Origin of the sequence: Paraconexibacter sp. AEG42_29 (genome assembly GCF_040581415.1) — a bacterium.
Classification (GTDB): domain Bacteria; phylum Actinomycetota; class Thermoleophilia; order Solirubrobacterales; family Solirubrobacteraceae; genus Paraconexibacter.
The window spans coordinates 2,670,952-2,691,923 of sequence record NZ_CP114014.1 but is presented as its reverse complement, the minus strand read 5'-3'; the positions used below and the strand labels follow the sequence as shown (position 1 = coordinate 2,691,923).

The 20,972-nt window shown below is 72.9% G+C and carries 17 protein-coding genes; 13 read left to right on the top strand and 4 right to left on the bottom strand.

Annotation, left to right across the window (positions count from 1 at the left end):
- Positions 1-164: 164 nt before the first annotated feature.
- On the bottom strand, positions 165-1,604 hold the full coding sequence (locus tag DSM112329_RS12990) for a HAMP domain-containing sensor histidine kinase (protein WP_354702245.1): 1,440 nt from the start codon (positions 1,602-1,604) through the stop codon (positions 165-167).
- Positions 1,597-2,283, bottom strand: coding sequence for a response regulator transcription factor (locus tag DSM112329_RS12985; protein ID WP_354702244.1), 687 nt, complete (start codon positions 2,281-2,283; stop codon positions 1,597-1,599). The genes DSM112329_RS12990 and DSM112329_RS12985 overlap by 8 nt, the downstream gene beginning before the upstream one ends.
- Before the next feature lie 139 nt (positions 2,284-2,422).
- Here DSM112329_RS12985 and DSM112329_RS12980 point away from each other — a divergent pair, with 139 nt between their 5' ends.
- The 8 genes from DSM112329_RS12980 (at position 2,423) to miaB (ending at position 13,854) form a co-directional block, all read left to right on the top strand.
- A complete protein-coding gene (locus DSM112329_RS12980) occupies positions 2,423-5,266 on the top strand; it encodes a DNA translocase FtsK (protein WP_354702243.1) in 2,844 nt (947 codons plus the stop codon).
- Between the two features lie 32 nt (positions 5,267-5,298).
- Positions 5,299-6,117, top strand: coding sequence for a helix-turn-helix domain-containing protein (locus DSM112329_RS12975; protein WP_354702242.1), 819 nt, complete (start codon positions 5,299-5,301; stop codon positions 6,115-6,117).
- Positions 6,118-6,190: 73 nt separating this feature from the next.
- Positions 6,191-7,510: a competence/damage-inducible protein A gene (locus DSM112329_RS12970; protein WP_354702241.1), complete on the top strand. Its 1,320-nt coding sequence runs from the start codon at positions 6,191-6,193 to the stop codon at positions 7,508-7,510.
- A gap of 48 nt (positions 7,511-7,558) precedes the next feature.
- A complete protein-coding gene (locus tag DSM112329_RS12965; protein WP_354702478.1) occupies positions 7,559-9,586 on the top strand; it encodes a M14 family zinc carboxypeptidase in 2,028 nt (675 codons plus the stop codon).
- A 242-nt stretch (positions 9,587-9,828) separates the two neighbouring features.
- Positions 9,829-10,929, top strand: coding sequence for a recombinase RecA (gene recA / locus DSM112329_RS12960; RefSeq protein WP_354702240.1), 1,101 nt, complete (start codon positions 9,829-9,831; stop codon positions 10,927-10,929).
- A gap of 48 nt (positions 10,930-10,977) precedes the next feature.
- Positions 10,978-11,529, top strand: coding sequence for a RecX family transcriptional regulator (locus DSM112329_RS12955; protein ID WP_354702239.1), 552 nt, complete (start codon positions 10,978-10,980; stop codon positions 11,527-11,529).
- 104 nt (positions 11,530-11,633) lie between these two features.
- The gene (locus DSM112329_RS12950) at positions 11,634-12,482 is read left to right on the top strand and encodes an aldo/keto reductase (RefSeq protein ID WP_354702238.1); all 849 of its coding nucleotides are present in this window, start codon (positions 11,634-11,636) and stop codon (positions 12,480-12,482) included.
- A gap of 46 nt (positions 12,483-12,528) precedes the next feature.
- Positions 12,529-13,854 (top strand): tRNA (N6-isopentenyl adenosine(37)-C2)-methylthiotransferase MiaB, encoded by a 1,326-nt coding sequence (gene miaB, locus DSM112329_RS12945; RefSeq protein ID WP_354702237.1) that lies wholly within the window; start codon positions 12,529-12,531, stop codon positions 13,852-13,854.
- Between the two features lie 36 nt (positions 13,855-13,890).
- Here the strand turns inward: miaB and DSM112329_RS12940 are convergent, their stop codons facing one another.
- On the bottom strand, positions 13,891-14,604 hold the full coding sequence (locus tag DSM112329_RS12940) for a TetR/AcrR family transcriptional regulator (protein ID WP_354702236.1): 714 nt from the start codon (positions 14,602-14,604) through the stop codon (positions 13,891-13,893).
- 76 nt (positions 14,605-14,680) lie between these two features.
- Here DSM112329_RS12940 and DSM112329_RS12935 point away from each other — a divergent pair, with 76 nt between their 5' ends.
- Both DSM112329_RS12935 and DSM112329_RS12930 read left to right on the top strand, forming a co-directional pair.
- On the top strand, positions 14,681-16,174 hold the full coding sequence (locus tag DSM112329_RS12935; RefSeq protein WP_354702235.1) for an NAD(P)/FAD-dependent oxidoreductase: 1,494 nt from the start codon (positions 14,681-14,683) through the stop codon (positions 16,172-16,174).
- Positions 16,171-17,202: a carbon-nitrogen hydrolase family protein gene (locus DSM112329_RS12930; RefSeq protein WP_354702234.1), complete on the top strand. Its 1,032-nt coding sequence runs from the start codon at positions 16,171-16,173 to the stop codon at positions 17,200-17,202. Before DSM112329_RS12935 ends, DSM112329_RS12930 begins: the two co-directional genes overlap by 4 nt.
- A 113-nt stretch (positions 17,203-17,315) precedes the next feature.
- Here the strand turns inward: DSM112329_RS12930 and DSM112329_RS12925 are convergent, their stop codons facing one another.
- Positions 17,316-18,107, bottom strand: a complete 792-nt coding sequence (locus DSM112329_RS12925) for an SDR family NAD(P)-dependent oxidoreductase (protein ID WP_354702233.1) — start codon at positions 18,105-18,107, stop codon at positions 17,316-17,318.
- Between the two features lie 75 nt (positions 18,108-18,182).
- On the opposite strand from DSM112329_RS12925, the gene miaA reads away from it, so the two are divergent.
- The 3 genes from miaA to dapF all read left to right on the top strand — a co-directional run bounded on the left by miaA (position 18,183) and on the right by dapF (position 20,958).
- Positions 18,183-19,076 carry a tRNA (adenosine(37)-N6)-dimethylallyltransferase MiaA gene (miaA, locus tag DSM112329_RS12920; protein WP_354702232.1) on the top strand — a complete coding sequence of 298 codons (894 nt, stop codon included), beginning with the start codon at positions 18,183-18,185 and terminating at the stop codon, positions 19,074-19,076.
- Between the two features lie 156 nt (positions 19,077-19,232).
- Entirely contained in the window at positions 19,233-20,108 is an 876-nt protein-coding gene (locus DSM112329_RS12915) for an NAD(P)H-binding protein (RefSeq protein WP_354702231.1), read from the top strand.
- Positions 20,109-20,121: 13 nt separating this feature from the next.
- Positions 20,122-20,958, top strand: a complete 837-nt coding sequence (gene dapF, locus DSM112329_RS12910) for a diaminopimelate epimerase (protein WP_354702230.1) — start codon at positions 20,122-20,124, stop codon at positions 20,956-20,958.
- Positions 20,959-20,972 lie beyond the last annotated feature (14 nt).

Sequence of the window (20,972 nt, the reverse complement as noted above, 5' to 3'; positions counted from 1 at the left end):
GGACTACGCGTGGGCCGTCTCGCGGGTCGCGCTGGCGATCTGGGCGTACGAGGAGCTCGTCCGCGGCGACAACGCCTTCCGGCGCGTGCTTGGCGTCGTGGGGCTCGTGCTCGTCGTCAGCGGCCTCGTCGACCGCGTCGGCTGACCCGCGTCGCCGCCGGGGCTCAGTCGCGGAACAGCGACGAGCCCGCCACGACATCGGGCGCGTCGACAGGCGGCAGCGCGCTGAGCAGCAGCGGCAGCGTGACGACGAACCGTGCCCCGACCCCGTCGAGCGGCTCCGCCATGTCGACCGTGCCGCCGTGTCCCTCGGACACGGCCTTCACGATCGCGAGCCCGAGGCCGGACGAGCCGCCCCCGTCGCCGGCCGCCCGCACGAAGCGCTCGAAGACCCGCTCGCGCAGCTCCTCGGGGACGCCGGGCCCGTCGTCCTCGACGGCCAGCACGGCGCGGTCCTCGTCCAGGTGGACGCTGACCTCGACCCGGGTGCCGGCCGGGGTGAAGCGCAGCGCGTTCTCCATCAGGTTCAGCGCGACGCGGTGCAGGTCGTCCCGCACGCCATGGACGGGCGCGAACTCGTCCAGGTCCAGGGCGAACGCGTGCTCGCCCGCGATCGACTGCAGCTCGCCTGCGGCCTCGCGGACGACCGCCGAGAGGTCCACGGTCGCGCGGGTGGACTCGCGCCCGGAGTCCGCGCGGGCCAGCAGCAGCAGGTCGGCGACCAGCCGCCGCATCCGCTGCGAGGACCGCAGCGCGCTGTTGGCGGCGTCGCCGGCGTCCCCGTCGAGGACCTCGCTGAGCAGCTCGAGGTTCGCCAGGACGCTCGTCAGCGGTGTGCGCAGCTCGTGGCTCGCGTCCGCGACGAACGCCCGCTGGCGCGTGAGCATCGCGCTCGTCTCCGCGCGCGAGGACTCCAGGGCGCGGAGCATCTCGTCGAGGGTCTGGGCGAGCTCGGCGACCTCGTCGTCGGCGTCGGGGATGGGGACGCGGCTGTTGGGGTCCCGCGTGCGGGCGATCTCGCGCGTCGCCATCGTCAGGTCTGCGATCGGCTTCATCGCGCGGCGCGCCAGCAGCAGGCCGCCGACCAGCGCGACGAGCGTCCCGCCGACGATCCCGACGAACAGGAAGAGGCGCACGCGGCCGACCGTCGCCTGCAGGTCCGACAGCCGCCGGCCGTACTGCAGGTACACGTCGCCGTAGCGCTCGCCGGTGCCGCGGCTGAACAGCCCAAGCCGCTTGGTCACGACCTGCTGGCCGTCGTAGGTGCTGAGCCCCAGGTGGGGCTCCGGGCCCAGGATCGCCGCGCCCTTGGAGAGGGCGAGCGTCTGGAACCCCGCGGCGCGGATGCGGATCGACGCGTTCTGCGGGGCCGCGACCGCATCGAGGTCCGGCTCCGCGGACGCGCGACCGGTGCGCAGGTCGATCGTCACCTTCAGCTCGTTGGCGAGGTTGTCCGCCGCCACCTGCAGCTGGTTCGTGAAGTCGCTGCGGATCCGGCGGACCGTCAGCTCGCCGACGACCGCGGCGAACGTCGAGAGGATCACGAAGGTCAGCAGCGCGGAGATGCCGGCCAGGCGCCACCGGATCGGGTACCGCTCAAGCACGCAGGACGTACCCCGCGCCGCGGATCGTGTGCAGCAGGCGCGCCTCGCCGCCGGCCTCGAGCTTACGGCGCAGGTTGCTCACGAAGACCTCGATGGTGTTCGTGGTGGCGAAGGGGTCGTAGCCCCAGACCTCCTCGAGCAGCCGCTGCCGGGGGACGACGATGCGCTCGTTGCGCATCAGGTACTCGAGCAGCTCGAACTCGCGCTGGGTGAGCTCCACGTCCCGGTCGCCGCGCTTGACCTCGTGGGTGTCCGGGTTGAGCGACAGGTCGGCGACCACGACGGACGCGCTGCCGCGCGGCGGCCGGCGCCGCAGGAGCGCGCGCAGGCGCGCCAGCAGCTCCTGGCGCTCGAACGGCTTGACCAGGTAGTCGTCCGCGCCGGAGTCCAGCCCCTCGACGCGCGCGTCCAGCGCGTCGCGCGCCGTGAGCATGAGGATCGGGACGTCGTCGCCGGCCCGCAGGCGCCGTGCGACCTCCATGCCGTCGATCTTGGGCAGCCCGAGGTCCAGGATCACGAGATCGGGGACGTACGAGCTCGCCGTGTCCAGTGCGGCCTGCCCGTCGGCCGCGATCTTCACCTCGTAGCCCTCGAGGCGGAGCGACCGCTGCAGGGCCTGGGCGATGTCGGCGTCATCCTCGACCACGAGGACGCGGGCGGCACGGTCGGTGTCCGTCATGCGCGCAATGGTACGAGCAAGGCATGAAGCGCACTTCAAGGGTCCTTGCAGGGACATGGGGGAGGGCCCCTGGGGCGATGGGTGAGGGTCCGGTCAGGCAGGGTCAGCGCCGCCGACGTCGAACGGAGGGCGGACGACCATGCCTTCAGCCCGTAAGACACCCCCGCCCGCGCGCCCCCGCGGCAGCCGTCCCGCTGCCAAGAAGACCGCTGCCAAGCGCCCGTCCGCCAAGCAGCCGGCGGCACGGTCCCGCGCCCGCGCGCACCGGTCCGCAGCCACGTGGGCACCGCGGCTCCCGCTGCTGGAACAGCGGCAACTGGACCTGATCGGGCTGGCGCTCGTGGCGGCCGGCGTCTTCCTCGCGTTCCCGCTGTACCTGGGCTGGGACGGCGGCGCCGCCGGCGGTGGGGTCGTCGACGGGCTCGCGTACCTCGCGGGCGAGCTCCGCTACGGCGCACCCGTGCTGCTGGTGGCCGCCGGCGGGCTGCTGGTCCTGAACCCGGTGCTGCCGACGCTGCGCCCGTTCCGCGCCGGCGCCCTGTGCCTGATCGGTGCCCTGCTGCTGGGCCTCAGCGCGGGCACGCTGGGCCTCGGCCCCGCCGGGACGCACGGCACCGAGTTCTGGCAGCGCGACGTCTTCGAGCTGCGCGGCGGCATCGCCGGCGAGGCCATCTACTACGGCACGTCCACGCTGCTCGGGACGATCGGCTCCCACATCGTCTGCGTGTTCCTGCTCACCGCCGGCGTCCTGCTGCTCACCGGTGCGTCGATCGCGGGCGTGCTCCAGGCCACGGCGACCGCCGCCGCCGACGCCACCGGCGTGCTGCGGACCGTCGCGCCGGTCAGCCGCCGGGAGCCGGCGGCATACGCCCACCCCGAGGAGGACGAGCTCGACGACCACGAGCAGGACGCCGCCGACGGCGCCTGGGACATCGGCGAGTACCCCGTCGCCGGCGCGTTCGCGGACGACGACGAGCAGCCGGTCACGGCCTCGCGGACACGGGCGCGGGCGAAGAAGGTCGCCCCACCGGACGAGGAGCTCGTGGACGTGATCATCAGGCCCGCCGAGTACGCGACCCAGCTCGACGGCGCCCTGCGCTACCCGGACCTCTTCGGGGACGCCCCCACGCCGCAGATCGTCGGTCGCCAGTCCCCGCCGCCCGCCGCGGCGCCGCCGCCCGCCGTCCCCGACCTGCCGGACGAGGTCCGTCGCCCGCCGCGCGAGGAGTCGATCGACGTCCTCGACGACCCCTTCGAGGACGTCGAGGCCGACCTGCCGCCCGTCCCGTCCCGCCCGCGGCCCGCCGCCGTCAAGCCCCTCCCGGGTCCGGAGCCCGAGGACGACGGCCCGCCGCGCGACCCGCTGCACGAGGACCCCATCGCCGCCGCCGTCCCGCCCGGCGCACAGGCGAGCCTGCCGCTCGGCGACGATCTCGTGGAGTGGACGCGCCCCGGGGCCGCGCTGCTCACGCGGACCTCCGCGGAGCTGCAGCGCCCCGACCTGCAGGGCCAGGAGGACACCGCCCGCCGCCTGATCGAGGCGCTCGCGCACTTCAACGTCGAGGCCAAGGTCATCGGCACGGTCTCCGGCCCGCACATCACGCGCTACGAGCTCAAGCTCGCGCCCGGGATCAAGATGTCGAAGGTCGCGCAGATGAAGGACGACCTCGCGTACGCGCTCGCCGCGACCGAGATCCGCATCCTCGCTCCGATCCCCGGCAAGACCGCCGTCGGCGTCGAGGTCCCGAACATAAACCGCCAGATGGTCACGCTCGGCGACGTCTACGGCCCGCCGCCGAAGGGCTCCTCGCCGCTGACGGTCTGGCTCGGCAAGGACGTCAGCGGGGCGTCGATCCACGCGGACCTCGCGAAGATGCCGCACCTGCTCGTCGCCGGCACCACCGGCGCGGGCAAGTCGGGCTGCATCAACGCGATGCTGAGCTCGATCCTCCTGCGGGCTACTCCCGAGGAGGTCCGGCTGATCCTGGTCGATCCCAAGCAGGTCGAGCTGAACCACTACGAGGCCGTCCCGCACCTGCTGACGCCGGTGATCACGTCCCCGCGGGCGGCGGCGAACGCGCTGCAGAACCTCGTCCGCGAGATGGAGTGGCGCTACGGGATCATGGCGATGGCCCGCTCGCGGTCGCTGCCGGAGCTCAACAAGCACCGCCTGGAGAACGAGCAGGAGTCGCTGCCCTACATCCTGTGCGTCATCGACGAGCTCGCCGACCTGATGATGGTCGCGCCCGGCGACGTCGAGGACTCGATCATCCGGATCGCGCAGAAGGCGCGTGCGGTCGGCATCCACCTCGTGCTCGCCACGCAGTCGCCGCGGGTGGACGTCATCACCGGCATGATCAAGGCGAACGTCCCGTCCCGGATCGCGTTCAGCGTCTCCTCCCAGACGGATTCGCGCGTGATCCTGGACCAGAACGGCGCGGAGTCGCTGCTGGGCATGGGCGACATGCTGTTCAGCGCCGTCGGCTCGTCGAAGCTGCACCGCATCCAGGGCGCGTACATCGACGAGGCCCAGATCGCGAAGCTGACCGAGTTCTGGTCGGAGCAGGGCGAGCCCGAGATCCGCGAGGACCTGCTCGAGGAGGTCACCGCGGAGGAGCCGGAGAAGAAGACCGACGACGACGGCTTCGACCCCGACGAGGATCCGCTGCTCGGGGAGGCGATCGCGCTCGTCGTCGAGATGGGGACGGCGTCGACCTCGATGCTGCAGCGCCGCCTGCGCCTCGGGTACACGCGCGCCGGCCGCCTGGTCGACATGCTCGAGCGTCGGGGGATCATCTCGGGCTACGAGGGTTCCAAGCCCCGCACGGTCCTGGTCAGCGCCGGCGACCTGCCGCGCGTGCTGGCCTCGCTCGCCGGCGGCGCGCAGGACGGCGCGGCGGACGGCGCGGCGGACGGCGACGAGCTCGCTGCCGAGGCCGTCGACACGGTGCTTCCCGACGCTGCGGAGGTCCTGGATCAATGACCGCCGCCGCGCCTCGATAGCCTCAGTCGCGGATGCCCGAGATCGGAGCCACGCTGCGGGAAGCGCGTATGCGCGCCAGGATCGACATCTCGGAGATCGAGACCGAGACGAAGATCCGTGCCAAGTACCTGCGCGCGCTCGAGAACGAGGAGTGGAACCTGCTCCCCGGCCCGACCTACGTCAAGACCTTCCTGCGCACGTACGCCGAGGCTCTGGGCCTGGACGCCAAGCTCCTGGTCGAGGAGTACAAGCTCCGGCACGAGCGGCTGTCCGACAACGAGCTCGCGCGGCCCATCGGCCCGGGTCGCGCGACGCCCGCCGGGCGCGGCCGCAGCCAGCCACCGCCGCTGCTCCCGCGGTCCTACCTGATCGCCGGCGTCGTTCTGGCGCTGTGCGTCGTGGTCTTCATCCTCAGCCGAGTCGGCGGTGGCGACGACCCGGACACCGCCGCGTCCAGCACGCCGTCGGTCCCGGCCGACACCACTCCGGCCACGCGGACCACAACGCCGGCGACCCCGGTCACGACGCCACCCAAGAAGAAGAAGCCGGCCTCGACCGTCGTCAGCCTCCGGATCGTCGCGACGGCCGAGGTCTACGCGTGCATGGTCGCCAAGGGCCAACCCGGAAAGCTCATCGACGGCGTCAACCTGAGCCCCGACACCCCGCGCAAGACCTACAAGTCCAGCCGCTTCCGGCTGCTGCTCGGCAATGACAGCGTCGAGCTGCGCGTGAACAACAAGGTCCGGCGGATCCCGGCGGCGGCGCGGACGACGGACGGCGTGTTCGTGCAGATCACCCGCAAGGGCCTCAGCGCGCTGCCGAAGTCGATCCGGCCCAGCTGCGCCACGTAGCCCCGCGACCGGCGGGCCGCAGGGCCTGGAGGCTGGCGCCGCGCCCGTGCGCGAGAAGGACGAGAATGCGCGGATGAGCAGCCGCGCCGGGATCATCGTGACGGGCACCGAGGTCCTGACGGGCCGGGTCATCGACCGCAACGGGCCGTGGGTGGTCGAGCGCCTGCGGGAGCTCGGCGTGGACGTCGCCCACATCGCGATCGTGGGTGATCGGCCGCAGGACATCACCGGCGCGCTGCGGTTCTTCGCCTCGGAGGGCGTCGACCTGGTCGTCACCAGCGGCGGCCTGGGCCCGACGGCCGACGACCTGACTGCCGCGGTCGTCGGCGAGTTCCAGGGCCGTGAGCCGGTCCTGGACCAGGCGCTGCAGGGCCGCATCCGGGAGATCCTGCGGCCGATGGCCGAGCGCTGGCCGAACCTGGACCAGGCCGCGCTGGAGGAGGGCACCCGCAAGCAGGCCGTGGTGCCGCTCGGCGCGACGATCCTGGAGCCGGTAGGGACCGCGCCCGGCCTCGTCGTGACGCCCGTCGACGGGCGCTCCGGCCCCGCTGTCGTCGTCCTCCCGGGGCCGCCGCGCGAGCTGCAGCCGATGTGGGAGGCCGCCACGCAGACGGACGCCTTCGCGGCCGCCACCGCCGGCCGCACCAGCTACCAGCAGGAGATGCTGCGCCTGTTCGGCATCCCCGAGTCCGAGATCGCCGAGACCCTGCGCCAGGCCACGGCGGCCGGCGTCGACCTCGACACGCTCGAGGTCACCACCTGCCTGCGCCGCGGCGAGGTGGAGATCGTCACCCGCTACGAGCCCGATGCCGCGGCCACCTATGCGGCGCTCGTCGCCCTGATCCGCGAGCGGCACGCGGACACGCTGTTCAGCGACGACGGCTCCTCGGTCGACGTGCAGATCGCCGCGCTGCTGCGTGAGCGCGGCTGGCGGGTGGGGACGGCAGAGTCCTGCACCGGCGGCCTGATCGCAGCGCGGCTCACCGAGCTGGCCGGGTCCTCCGCCTACGTGGCCGGTGGGCTCGTCGTCTACGCCAACGACGCCAAGAGCGGCGTGGCCGGCGTCCCCGAGGCGCTGATCGCCGAGCACGGCGCCGTGTCGATCCCGGTGGCCGAGGCGCTGGCCACCGGGGCCATCTCGACCCTCGGCGTCGACCTCGCGATCGGGGTCACGGGGATCGCGGGGCCGGACGGGGGGACGGAGGAGAAGCCAGTTGGGACCGTCTGCTTCGCGGTCGCGACCGCGGACGGCGTCGTCAGCACGCACCAGCGCACGCTGCCCGGTCGCCGCAACGACGTGCGCGACCTGTCGACCACCGTCGCCCTGCACCTGCTGCGGCGTGCGCTGGTCGAGCAGCCCGCCGATTCGGCCGGCGCGGCGTCGCAGGGCTGAGCGGTGGTGCGCGCCGCGTCCGGCCGCCGTGGGCTGAGGTTGGCCGCCGTGCTGGCGGCGGGCCTGCTTGCCCCGGCATCGTCGGGTGTGGCGCGTGCGGACGCGCCGCGGGTGTCGGTGGAGCGGGTCGCGCTGAACGCGCCGCGGCTGCAGGTCCCGCTGCTCGAGCGGATGGGTATCGAGGTGACCGAGGACGTGAGCGCCCGCAGCGCGACGGTGATCCTGCGGTCCGGCGCCGAGCGCCGTCGCCTGCGGGCGGCCGGGTTCGCGCCGGTCGCGGTCGTCTCGGACCTCGCGGCGCGGCTGCGCCGGCAGCACGCGCTCCGCACGCGCGGGACCCGTGCCGCACCGGCCACGGCCACGCTGCGGGCCTCGGGACTGCCGAGCGGCCGGACGACCTACCGCACCGCAGCCGAGATCCAGGCGGCGCTGGACCAGCTGGTGGCCGCGCACCCGGGGCTCGTCCGCCGGGTGGAGCTGCCGCGCCGGTCGATCGAGGGCCGGGCCATCACGGGTGTCGAGCTCGCCCGCGACGTCAACCGCGCGGACGACGGCCGGCCGGTGTACGTCGTGGTCGGCGCCCACCACGCCCGCGAGTGGCCGTCGGCGGAGCTCCCGCTCGAGTTCGCCATGGACCTCGTGGCGCGCCAGGCCGAGCCGCGGATCGCCGCGCTGCTGACCAACCTGCGGATCGTCGTCATCCCCGTCGAGAACCCCGACGGCTTTCAGTACTCGCGCGGGAACGCGGCCGGCGGTCAGCTCGATGCCCTGGCGGCGATCCGGCGGCGCAACTGCCGCGCGGTCGCCGGTGACCCGGCCGGCGGCTCATGCGCCGCCCATCGCGGCGTGGACCTGAACCGGAACTACGGCGCCTTCTGGGGCGGGCTGGGCGCGTCGACGTCGACGAGCGACGAGACCTACCGGGGCGCCGCGCCCTGGTCAGAGCCCGAGGCGGCGGCGTTCCACGAGTACACCCAGCGGCTCCCCGTCACCGGCGTGCAGTCGCTCCACAACATCGCCGGGCTCGTGCTGCGGCCGCCGGGTTTCCGGGCGCTCGGGCTCGCACCCGACGAGCGGAAGCTGAAGGCGCTCGGCGACGCGATGGCCGCGGCCACCGGCTACCAGAGCCAGTACGGGTACGAGCTCTACGAGGTGACCGGGGCGACCGAGGACTGGAACTACGTCACCCAGGGCGCCTTCGCCTACACGATCGAGACGGCGGGGGCGGGGCCTGGTGACACGGACTTCCACGGGGCGTACACGAGCCACGTCGTCGACCAGTACCTCGGCGGCGGGGCGTCCCCGGGACCGGCCGGCAAGGGGGTACGAGAGGCGCTGCTGCTCGCCGCCGAGCAGGCGGCCGACAGCCGGGACCACGTCGTCGTCCGCGGACACGCACCGCCCGGGCGCCTGCTGCGGCTGCACAAGTCCTTCACCACGGCCACCAGCCCGCTGTGCTCCGAGACCCTGAGCGGCGACGCCTGCGGCCCCGTCCTGCCCGCGCAGCAGGTGCCGGACATGGTGGACACGGTGGTGACCGTGCCGTCGAGCGGTGTCTTCCTCTGGCACGCCGGTCCGTCGACGCGGCCGTTCGTCCGGGCCGCGGGCCGGCGCGAGACGTTCGAGCTGACCTGCGAGCGGGACGGCTCGGTGGTCGCCCGCAAGGCGGTGTTCGCCGACCGCGGCCAGGTCGTCGACGTCGACCCGTGCGACCCCGCATCGATTCCGCGGACGGGCGCGCCGAAACAGTCGCCTGCGGTCGCCCGGGTGGCGGTCGGGTCACCGGGGCAGCGGCTGTCGGCGGCCCGTCGCGCCCGGCGGGTGTCGGTGCGGGTGACGTGCCCGGTCGCCTGCACGGCGTCGGTCACCCTCGCGCAGGGGTCGGCGGCGGTGGGCCGGCGGGCGTCCGTGGCCCTGCGGGCGAAGCGGGCGTCGACCATCGGGGTCCCGTTGTCAGCAGCCGGGCGGCAGCGGCTGGGGCGGGGCGGAGCGCCACGCTCGCTGCGTGCGACGGTCGTGATCCGGACGAAGGCCGCGAACAGCGCGACCCTGGTGCGCACCGTCAAGCTGAAGTAGGGCGGCCGGTTCCCGCTCCGGTGGGCGGTTGAGCACCCCGAGCGGTTCCGCCGCCGCATGGTGCATCATCTGACGGGAACAGACGTTCGGTCCCTGTGCGAGACGCAGGGGCTGGCGCAGTCACCGTGCATTCCCGGCACACGCTCGGGGTTTCGCTGCCGCAGGCGGCGGCCATAGCGTCCCGTTCCGTCCGCCGCGACGGGCATATTGCGCTCACCACAGATGAGAAAGGCAGTCCCCACATGGCCGTAACCTCAGACGAGAAGGCCGCCAAGGCCCGCGACACCGCCCTCCAGGGCGCGCTGCAGCAGATCGAACGCCAGTACGGCAAGGGCTCGGTCATGCGCATGGGGGACCCCGACGCCAAGGTCCGCGTGCAGGCGATCCCGACCGGCTCCCTCTCACTCGACCTCGCGCTCGGCATCGGCGGCGTGCCCCGCGGCCGCATCATCGAGGTCTTCGGCCCGGAGTCCTCCGGTAAGACGACGCTGATGTATCACGTCATCGCCGAGGCCCAGAAGCTCGGCGGCGTCTGCGCCTTCATCGACGCCGAGCACGCGATGGACCCGCTCTACGCCGAGCGGATCGGGGTCGACATCGACGAGCTGCTGGTCTCCCAGCCCGACTACGGCGAGCAGGCCCTGGAGATCGCGGACATGCTCGTCCGCTCCGGCGCCGTCGACGTGATCTGCGTGGACTCCGTCGCGGCCCTGACGCCGCGCGCCGAGCTCGAGGGTCAGATGGGTGACACCACGGTCGGCCTGCAGGCCCGCATGATGAGCCAGGCGATGCGCAAGCTCGCCGGCAACCTGAACCGGACCAACACCGTGATCCTCTTCACGAACCAGATCCGCGAGAAGATCGGCGTGATGTTCGGCTCGCCGGAGACGCAGCCGGGTGGTCGCGCGCTGAAGTTCTACTGCTCGCAGCGCCTGGACATCCGCCGCATCGAGACCCTCAAGGAGGGCACCGAGGCGGTCGGCAACCGGGTCCGCGTGAAGGTCGTCAAGAACAAGGTCGCGCCGCCGTTCCGCCAGGCCGAGTTCGACATCGAGTTCGGCAAGGGCATCTCCACCGCGGGCTGCCTGATCGACCTCGGCATCGAGCACAACGTCGTGACCAAGTCCGGCTCGTTCTTCTCCTACGGGGAGGATCGCCTCGGCCAGGGCCGCAACAACGCGAAGCACTTCCTCAACGACCACCCGGAGATCGCCAAGGAGATCGAGGACAAGATCTACGCGGCGCTCGGTATCGATCGCGACCTGCTGAAGAGCGACGATCGCACCCGGCAGACCCCCAACGCCGCCGTTCCCGGCGTCACCGACCCCGGCGTGGCCGCCTAGGCCCGGACGGTACCGAGAGCGGATGCGGGCGAAGCGGGCGGACGGCTGATGTGGGACGAGCAGGTGGGCAGCGGCACGCAGGAGCGTGACGGTGCCCACGCGGCGGCGTTCGGCGCCGACCGCGAGCGCCCGGTCGACCCCGAGGTCCGCCTGCAGGCCGCCCTCGACATCGGTTACACGCTGCTCGCCCGCCGCGACCGCACGGTCGCGGAGGTCCGGGCCCAGCTCGAATCCAAGCGGACCGAGCCGGCCACGATCGACGCAGCGGTCGCGGAGCTGCTCGAGCTGAACTACCTCGACGACGGGCGCTACGCGCAGCGCTTCGCCGAGGACCGGCGCACGCTGGACAGCTGGGGCCCGGATCGCATCGAGCGCAAGCTCCTCGCGCTCGGCGTGGCGCCCGAGCACATCGCCGCTGCACTCTCGACCCGGGACAGCGCCGACGAGCTCGACGCTGCGCTGGCGATCCTGCGGCGGCGGTTCACGCGGCCGGCCGAGGACCAGAAGAGCCGCGACCGCGCGCTGGGGATCCTGGTCCGCAAGGGCTACGACCTCGAGCTGGCCTACGACGCCGTGCGGGCGTTCGAGCGCACGGCCTGACGCCGGTCAGCGCCGGCAGCCCGGGCGCCGCTCCCAGGGCGCGCGGACGCGCCGTGGAGCGCAGTGGGACGTTTGTGCCTCGAGGTGACGGGCAGTCCAAGAGGATGAGCGCCTCAGCGACCGACACCCCGATCGTCACCCTGCGCGACGACGCGAAGATCCCGCAGCTCGGCTTCGGCACCTGGCAGATTCCGCCGGACGAGACCGTCGAGCCCGTCACCCGCGCGCTGCTCGCCGGCTACCGCCACATCGACACGGCGTCCGCGTACCAGAACGAAGCCGGCGTGGGACAGGCCATCCACGCCGCCGGCCTCGATCGTGGCGACGTCTTCATCACCACCAAGTGCTTCAACGACGACCACGGCCACGAGCAGGCCAAGCGCGCCCTGAAGGCCAGCCTGGGCCGGCTCGAGATGGACTACGTGGACCTCTACCTCATCCACTGGCCCGTCCCCTCGCAGGACAAGTTCGTCGAGACCTGGAAGGCGTTCATCGAGCTGCAGTCCGAAGGGCTCGTGCGCTCGATCGGCGTCTGCAACTTCAACGCGCCGCACCTGGACCGTCTCGTCCAGGAGACCGGAGTGACCCCGGTCGTCAACCAGATCGAGCTGCACCCGGAGCTGCAGCAGCAGGGGCTCCGCCACGAGCACGCCGACCTCGGCATCCACACGGAGTCCTGGAGCCCGCTGGGCAAGGGCCAGACCTTCGAGGAGCCCGCGGTCAAGGACGCGGCCGCGGCCCACGGGAAGTCGCCGGCGCAGGTCGTCATCCGCTGGCACCTGCAGCTCGGCAACATCGTGATCCCGAAGTCGGTCACCCCCGAGCGGATCGAGGAGAACCTCGACGTCTTCGACTTCGAGCTCAGCGCCGAGGAGATGGCGGCGTTCGACGCCCTCGAGACCGGCGTCCGCACCGGTCCGGACCCGGAGACGTTCGTGCGGCCCGGCGGCTGACGCCCGGCCGCGGGCATGGGGCGGCGCGCACTAACCTTGTGCGCGCATGAAGCGCTACCACGTCACCACCTTCGGGTGTCAGATGAACGAGCACGACTCCGAGCGGATGAAGGGGATGCTCGAGTCGCTCGGGTACCAGGCCGCGGCCGAGCAGCAGGAGGCCGACGTCATCCTGTTCAACACGTGCTCGATCCGGGAGACCGCGGACTCGCGGTTCGTCGCGCACCTGGGGCACGCCAAGCGCGTCAAGCGCGAGCGGCCGGAGACGATCATCGGCGTGGGCGGCTGCTGGGCGCAGTCGCTGAAGGACGAGGTCTTCGCGCAGTTCCCGTTCGTCGACGTCGCGTTCGGCCCGGGCCAGGTGCACAAGCTGGCGGAGTTCCTCACGTCCGACTCGCTCACCGCGCAGGGGTTCTTCGAGTTCGAGGGCTTCGCGGGCGACCTTCCCGACAAGCGCACCCGCGACCACCAGGGCTGGGTGCAGATCAGCGTCGGCTGCAACTGCAACTGCTCCTACTGCATCGTGCCCCAGACCCGCGGGCGCGAGGCCTCACGCCCGTTCGACGGCGTGGTGGCCGAGTGTGAGCGGCTCGCGTCCGAGGGCGTCCGCGAGGTCACGCTCCTGGGCCAGAACGTCAACGCGTACGGGCGGGACCTGCGGCCGGCCAAGCGGACGTTCGCCGAGCTCCTGCACGCGGTCGACGCGGTCGACGGGATCGAGCGCGTGCGCTACACCTCGCCGCACCCGAAGGACATGAAGGAGGACGTGATCCTCGCGCACGCCACGCTGCCGTCCGTCTGCGAGCACATCCACTTGCCCCTGCAGTCCGGCTCGAGCCGGATCCTCAAGGCGATGAAGCGGACCTACAACCAGGAGCGCTACCTGGACCGCGTCGCGCTGATCCGCGAGCACGTCCCCGACTGCGCCCTGACGACGGACATCATCGTCGGCTTCCCGGGGGAGACCGAAGAGGACTTCCAGATGACGCTCGACGTCTGCGAGCAGGTCGGCTACGACAGCGCGTTCACGTTCGTCTTCTCCCCGCGCCGCGGGACCGAGGCGGCGCTCATCACCGAGGGCCTGGTCCCGCACCCGGTGAAGGTCGAGCGGATGGAGCGGCTCGTGGAGGTCGTTCAGCGGCGCGCCCACGAACGGGCGCAGCGCTTCGTCGGCCGCACGATGGAGGTGCTCGTGGAGGGGACGTCGCGGACCGACCCGTCGCGGCTGCGGGGCCGCAGCCGGCACAACAAGACCGTCAACTTCACGGGCTTCGGCCAGCCGGGCGAGCTGGTGATGGTCGAGATCGAGCGTGCGACCTCGCAGACGCTCGCCGGTGAGGAATCGCTGCTGGCCCGCGCCGGCGTGCGCTGAGCGTCCGCAGGGAGCCGGCCATGCGCGCGCGGCGGCTCAGTCCACCGCGGGCGGCGGGGACTGCGTCGTCCGCAGCTGCGCGCGCGGCTCGCCGTCGGGACCACGCGCGGCGGTCGAGCACAGCCCCGCGTTCACGATCACGCGCGCCTGCAGGATCGCGGCGTCGAGCTCGACCTCGGTCAGCGCAAGCCCGTCACTGCGCTGGGTCAGCGCGACCATGCCGTTCCAGGCGCCCCAGAGGAAGCGACCCGTCAGCCGGGCGTCGAGGGGCCGTGCCTCGCCCGCGTCGACCGCCTCCTGGATCTTCCCGGAGAACTCCTCGATCAGGGCGTCGATCCCGGCGGCGACGCGAGCGCGCCGCTCGGCGTCGATGTCGGCCGCCGGATCGATGTCGTCGAAGGCCAGGAAGCGGAAGGCCCCTGGGTGCTCGAAGTGGAAGCGCAGGTACGCGTCGCCGCAGGCCATGACCTGCTCGAGCGGCGTCCACTCGTCCTGGTAGGCCTGGTCCATGTAGCGGCTGAACAGCTCGACGGCCCGCTCCACGACGGCCAGATAGAGGCCGTCCTTGTTGCCGAAGTGCGAGTAGATCGAGCCGACCGCCACGTCCGCCGCGTCTGCCACGTCCTCCATCTTGGCCCCGCGGTAGCCCGCATCGGTGAAGGTGCGCTCGGCCGCGTCGAGGATCGCCGCGCCGGTACGCGCCCGGCGCCGGGCACCCCGCGTCGCGTTGCTTTCTGCAAGTGGATTCATTTTTGAATGGCTTTACTTTTCACTGGCGTTCGTGCATAGTAGCGCTTGTCGTTTGGGAGAACGAGAGGAGAAACCGATGGAGCATGCAGACGTCGTCGTCGTCGGAGGTCGCTTGGCTGGGTGCGCGCTCGCAGCGCCGCTCGCCCGAGCCGGCCGGAAGGTGATCGTCATCGACAAGATGACGTTCCCGTCGGACCAGTTGTCCACGCACCTCCTGATGCCGGCCGGTGTGAGCGAGCTCTCCAAGCTCGGCGCGCTGCCCCGGATCCTCGCGCTGAACCCGACGAAGGTGCATCACGTGCGCGCCTCGGCCGAGCATGCCGTCTGCGACGAGCGGCTGCGGCCGGCCGGCGACGGCACCGACTTCGGGCTCTGCGTCCCCCGCGTCGACCAGGACATGTGCGTCGTGGAAGCCGCCCGCGAGCAGGGGGTCGACCTCCGCGAGCGCTGCACCTTCAAGTCGCTGACCTGGCGCGCCGGACGCGTGACGGGCATCGTCTACACGGACTCCGACGGCACCGAGCACGAGGTCGCCGCGACCCTGACCGTGGGCGCCGACGGGCGCCGGTCCAACGTCGCCGCCGCGGTCGGGGCCTGGGCGCCCTACCGGCTCTCGCAGAACGGTCGCGGGCTCGTCTTCCGCTACGCCGACGACCCGTCACCGGACTCGTTCGGCGGCGACACGTTCTTCGCGCTGCGCGAGGGCGACTCGTTCGGCTTCACGTTCCCGAGCTCCCCGGCCGGGAAGATCCTGATCCTCTTCATGGGCCATCGCGACGAGGCCAGCGAGGCGCGGAAGGATCCCGAGGGCTACTGGGCGCGCAAGCTCGCCGAGCATCCGCGGCTGAGCGAGCGGCTGGAGGGACTCGATCCGTCGACCTACACGAAGATGCGGTCGACCGGGGAGACGCCGGCCTTCTTCCGTGCGTCCTCCGGCCCGGGCTGGGCGCTCGCGGGCGACGCCGCCCACTTCAAGGACCCGGTCACCGGGCAGGGGATGCGGGACGCGATGTGGATGGGCCGCACGCTGGCCGAGCAGGTGCTCCCCGCGCTCGACGACCCGACCGCGGTCGACCTGGCGACCCGACGGTGGGAGGCCGACCGCGACCGTCACTGCCTTCCGGCGTACCACTTCGCGAACATGGACACCGCGGTCGAGGTCCAGACGCCGATCGTGTGCGAGCTGATCCGGGACGGTGGCCGCACCATGGAGCCCGACCTGGGCGACCTCTTCGGCCGGGCCCGCACGCTGCAGGAGATCGCACCGCTACCGCGGCTGGCGAAGAACGCCGTCGTCGCGTTCGTCCGGGGGGACCGGTCGCGCCTGGAGAACCTGCGCAGCACGCCGCGAGAGCTGCGGACCCAGCTCGAGATCCGCCGCGAGCGTTACGCGGACCGGTTCCGCGAGTCGCGCCTCGTCTGGGGCTCCGATCACCCGGGCGCCAGCTGGCCCGAGCCCCCCGTCGTGCGGGCGCGCGTGCGGACCCCGAGCGCAGCGACCTCTGCCGCCCCGCACCTGACCGCTGTCCCGGCCCCGACCGAGACCATCCCGCAGGGGGTCCCCGCATGACACGCATCGCCGTCGTCCAGCCCGCGCTCGCGCTGGCCCAGGTCGAGCAGAACCTCGCCCGCGTCGAGGATCTGATCCGCGACGCGCACCGCGAGCACTCGCCGGACGTGATCCTCGTCCCCGAGGGGTGCTCGTCCCCGAACGTCTACTCCAAGCTGCTGCTGAACGGCCCGCGGCCGGTGGACGGCCAGCCGTTCCAGCTGCTGACGCGGCTGGCGCGCGAGCTCGACTGCGTGATCGGCGGCGGTTTCCTCGCCGTGCGCGGCAAGCACAGCTACGGCACGTACGTCCTCGCCGAGCCGGACGGATCCGTCCACCTGCACGACAAGGACATCCCGACCGCCTGGGAGCAGAACTACTACAAGGGCGGGGACGACGAGGGCGTGGTCGACAGCACCGCGCTCGGGGCCCGCGTCGGCCTCATGTCCGGCTGGGAATGGGCCCGCAACCGCACGTCGGGCCGCGTTCTGGCCGGCGGCGCGCAGCTCGTGCTGGGGGGCATGTGCTGGCCGTCCTTCCCGACCAACTGGCCCGGTCCGCTGCGGAAGCTGACCGAGCACGAGCACGGCATCTGGGTCCGTCAGGCCTCGGAGCTCCCCGGCCTCGTGGCACGGCGCACCGGCGTCGCGGTCGCGCAGGCCGCCCACGTCGGGCCGATCACGGGCGAGACCCCCCTCGCGCCCGGTCTGTCCTGGCCGACCGTGATGGTCGGTGGGTCGCAGATCTGCGAGCGCGACGGCACGGTCCTCGCGCGGTTGTCGCTGGAGGACGGCGAGGGCCACGTCTCCGCTGAGGTCGAGGTCGGTCCGGCGACGCCGCTGGACCCGATCGAGGACAAGCTCTGGATCCAGGACTTCACGCTGCTGACGAACATGGCGTGGTACGGCATGAACGCCCACGGCAACCTCCGTTACCGCATCCGCCACGCGCGCAAGGGCTTCGCCTGGCAGGCGTGGCCGTCCGGCGACCTGCCCGACGAGATCCCGGCGTCCCACCCGGCGAACGGCGCCGTGGCGACCTCCGCCTGAACGTCCCCGCCGTCTGACGTCCGGTTCTGGTCGTCCTGACGACCAAGACCGGACGTCAGACGGGCAATCGGGGTGCCGGTGACCGCTCGGCTGGCGGCACCGGCGGGCCGCGCTCAGCGCTTGTCGGCCTGCCCTGCCGCGATCTGGGAGCTGATATCGCTGGCGCCCAGACGCCGGGACACGCTCGCGCTGAGCTGCGGCGCGACACCGGCGAACGCCGCGCCGACACGCAGGCTGACCGGGGCCACGTCGATCTCCGCCTTGTCCTTCCGGATCGCCCGCAGCACGGCGTCCGCGACCTGCTCGGGCGTCGCGGACCCGACGCCTTTCGGAAGGACCGCACCGCTGTCCGCGAACATGCCCGCGTCCCGGATGAAGCCGGGGAAGACGGTGCTCACGCCGACGCCCGTGCCGTGCAGGTCCTCGCGCAGGCCCCATGCGAACCCGCGCATGCCGAACTTCGACGCGCTGTACAGCGACGTGCCCGGCGCAGCCGACTTCCCCGAGAGCGAGGAGATGAAGACCAGGTGACCGCTGCTGCGGGTCGTCATGCGGGACGCGTAGAAGTGCGCGATCGCGATCGGCGCGCGCAGGTTGACCTGCATCGCGCGGTCGACCTGCGCGGGGGTGAAGCCGGACAGCGGACCGGACGCCGGGAGGGCGGCGTTGTTGACGACGACGTCGACGTCGGGGTGGGCGGCGACCAGCGCGTCGATCGCGGCCGGGTCGGCCAGGTCACAGGCTACGGCGGTCGCGCCGAGCTCCGCTGCCAGCGGCTCCAGGACCTCGGCGCGGCGGCCGGTCAGGACCAGGACTGCTCCGGCGGCGTGCAGCCGCCGCGCGATGGCGTGGCCGATGCCGCCCGTGGCGCCGGTGAGCAGGACGGTACGGCCGGTGACATCCATGGCGGGCAGCATACGCGCGTGCCCCCGCGCACCGGACGACGGCCGCGGGCGTCGCAGCGCGATGATCCGGGGACGATGCCGCCCACCGTCCTTGCGATCTTCGGGCCTACCGGCGTGGGCAAGACGGCGCTGGCGCACGCGCTCGCCGACCGGCTGCGGGCGCGAGGCGAGCGCCCGGTCGCGGTGTCGGCCGACGCCCTGCAGGTCTACGCCGGGCTCGAGCTGCTGACCGGCGCCGCCGACGCCGCCGACCGCGCACGGCTCGAGCACCGCATGGTCGGCGTCGTCCCCGTCACCGAGACGTTCAGCGCCGGCGCGTACGCCGAGCAGGCCCACGCCGAGATCGACGCGCTGCTGGACGACGGCGTCACGCCGATCGTCGTCGGGGGGACCGGCCTCTACCTGCGCGCGGCGCTCGCCGAGCTCGACCTGCGGCCTGCCGTCGATCCCGCGGTCCGGGAGCGCTGGACGGCACGGCTGCGAGCCGACGGACCGGGGGCGCTGCACGCCGAGCTCGCCCGGCGGGACAGCGAGCTGGCGGCGCGGACCGCACCGGCCGACGCGCACCGGCTCGTCCGGACGCTGGAGCTGCTGGACGCCGGCCACGTCCCGCCGCGGCCCGGCGACGCCCAGCTGTGGACGACCGACACCCGGCACCCGACGCGGCTGATCGGCCTGACGATGGACCGGGCCGCGCTGGACGCGGCGATCGATGCGCGGGTCGACGCGATGGTCGCCGCCGGCGTCGAGGCGGAGGTGCGCGCCGCAGACGCCGCCGGCGCTTCGGACACGGCGCGCAAGGCGCTCGGCTTCCGGGAGCTGCTGGCGGGGGACGTCCCGGCCATGAAGCAGGGCACGCGCCGCTACGCCCGCCGCCAGCTGACGTGGATGCGCAAGCTCCCGGCCGTCGAGCTGGTGGACGTCACGGGCCGCTCGGCAGAGGACGTGGCGGCGCAGCTGCTCCCCTGACCGCGGGGGTGTGCCGCGGCCCGGGTGGGGGACCCCCGCCCGTCGCGTGATAGCTGACGCACGGACGGGTGTGCGTCAGCCATCACTCGGCGGGGGCGGAGGGCGGGGGCGGGCGGCCGGGCGGCGCGGCGGGCAGGGCGGTCGTAGGGTGGACGCATGACCGAGCAGCTCATCGGGGTGACCGGCGCGACCGGCGGCATCGGGGGCCGCGTCGCCGCCCGGCTGGCCGCAGCGGGGGTCGCGCAGCGGCTGATCGTGCGCGACGCCGCCCGCGCACCCGAGCTGGACGGCGCCGAGGTCCGCGCGGCACCCGGCGGCTACGGCGCCGCGGGTCAGTTCGCCGCCGCGCTGGAGGGGGTCCACACGCTGTTGCTGGTCTCCGCGGCCGAGGCCCCCGATCGCCTCGAGCAGCACCGCAGTGCGGTCGGCGCGGCCGCGGCGGCCGGGGTGCGGCACCTGGTCTACGTCTCCTTCCTGGGTGCCGCGGAGCACGCGACGTTCACGCTCGCCCGCGACCACCACCACACCGAGGCCGCGATCCGCGACGCCGGCCTGCCGTTCACGTTCCTCCGGGACAGCCTCTACCTCGACTTCGTCCCAGGCCTGGTCGGGCCCGACGGCGTCCTGCGTGGGCCCGCCGGCAAGGGCCAGGTGGGCGCGGTCGCCCGCGACGACGTCGCCGATGCGGCGGTCGCCGTCCTGACCGGGAGCGGCCACGAGGGCAGGACCTACGACCTCACCGGCCCCGAGGCGTTCACGCTCGCCGACGCCGCCGAGCTCATGGCCGACCACTCGGGCAAGCCGATCGCCTTCCACAACGAGGCGCTGCAGGAGGCGTTCGAGTCCCGGATGGACCCCGAGGTCCCGGACTTCATGATCGACGCGTGGGTCACGACCTACCTCGCGATCAAGGAGGGCGAGTTCGCGACCGTCTCGACGGCGGTGAAGGACCTCACCGGCCGGGACCCGGTCGGCCTGCGCGAGATCCTGGACCGCTATCCGGGCAGCCTCGACCACGTCCGGTCCACGTAGGGTCCTGCGGATCATGCACTTCGAGAAGTGGCAGGCCCTGGGCAACGACTACCTGATCGTCGAGCGCGACAAGCTGCCGTTCCCGCTGACGCCTGTCCGTGTCGAGCGGCTCTGCCACCGGCACCTCGGCCTCGGATCGGACGGCATCCTCGAGCTCGCGCCCCCGGACGAGCCGGGCTTCGTCGCGCGGCTGCGGATCTTCAACCCGGACGGCTCGGAGGCCGAGCTGTCGGGCAACGGCGCGCGCGAGGCCATCATGTACCTGCGCCGGTCGGGCTGGACGGACCGCCGCCAGTTCTCGATCCAGACCGTCGCCGGCGAGATCCGGCCGACGATCACCTCGGACACGACGTGCACGGTCGACATGGGACGGGCCCGCCTGGCGTCCGCCGACTACCCGGACGGCCCCGACGACGGCCGCGGTGAGGTCGAGGGCCGGCGCTTCCAGCACGTCCAAGTCGGCAATCCCCAGTGCGCGATCCACGAGCCGGACCTCGACGTCCTGAACGCGCTCGACCTGGCGACGGTCGGCCCGCCGATCCAGAACAGCCCGCTGTTCCCGAACCGCACGAACGTCTCGTTCTTCTGCGAGCTCGAGCCCGGCGTCATCCGCGCCCGCATCTACGAGCGCGGGGTCGGGGAGACGATGTCGTCCGGCACCGGGGCCACCGGTGCCGCGATCGCCTACGTCCTGCGCGGCGGCGAGTCGCCCGTCCGTGTCGTGCTCGACGGCGGCGAGCTGACCGTCGACGTCTCCGAAGCGCTGCACGTGGACCTCAGCGGCTGGGCGGTGCCCGTCTTCGCCGGCGACGTGACGCCCGAGCTGCTGGCCGAGCTGGAGGCCATGTAGCCCGCGCGCGATGT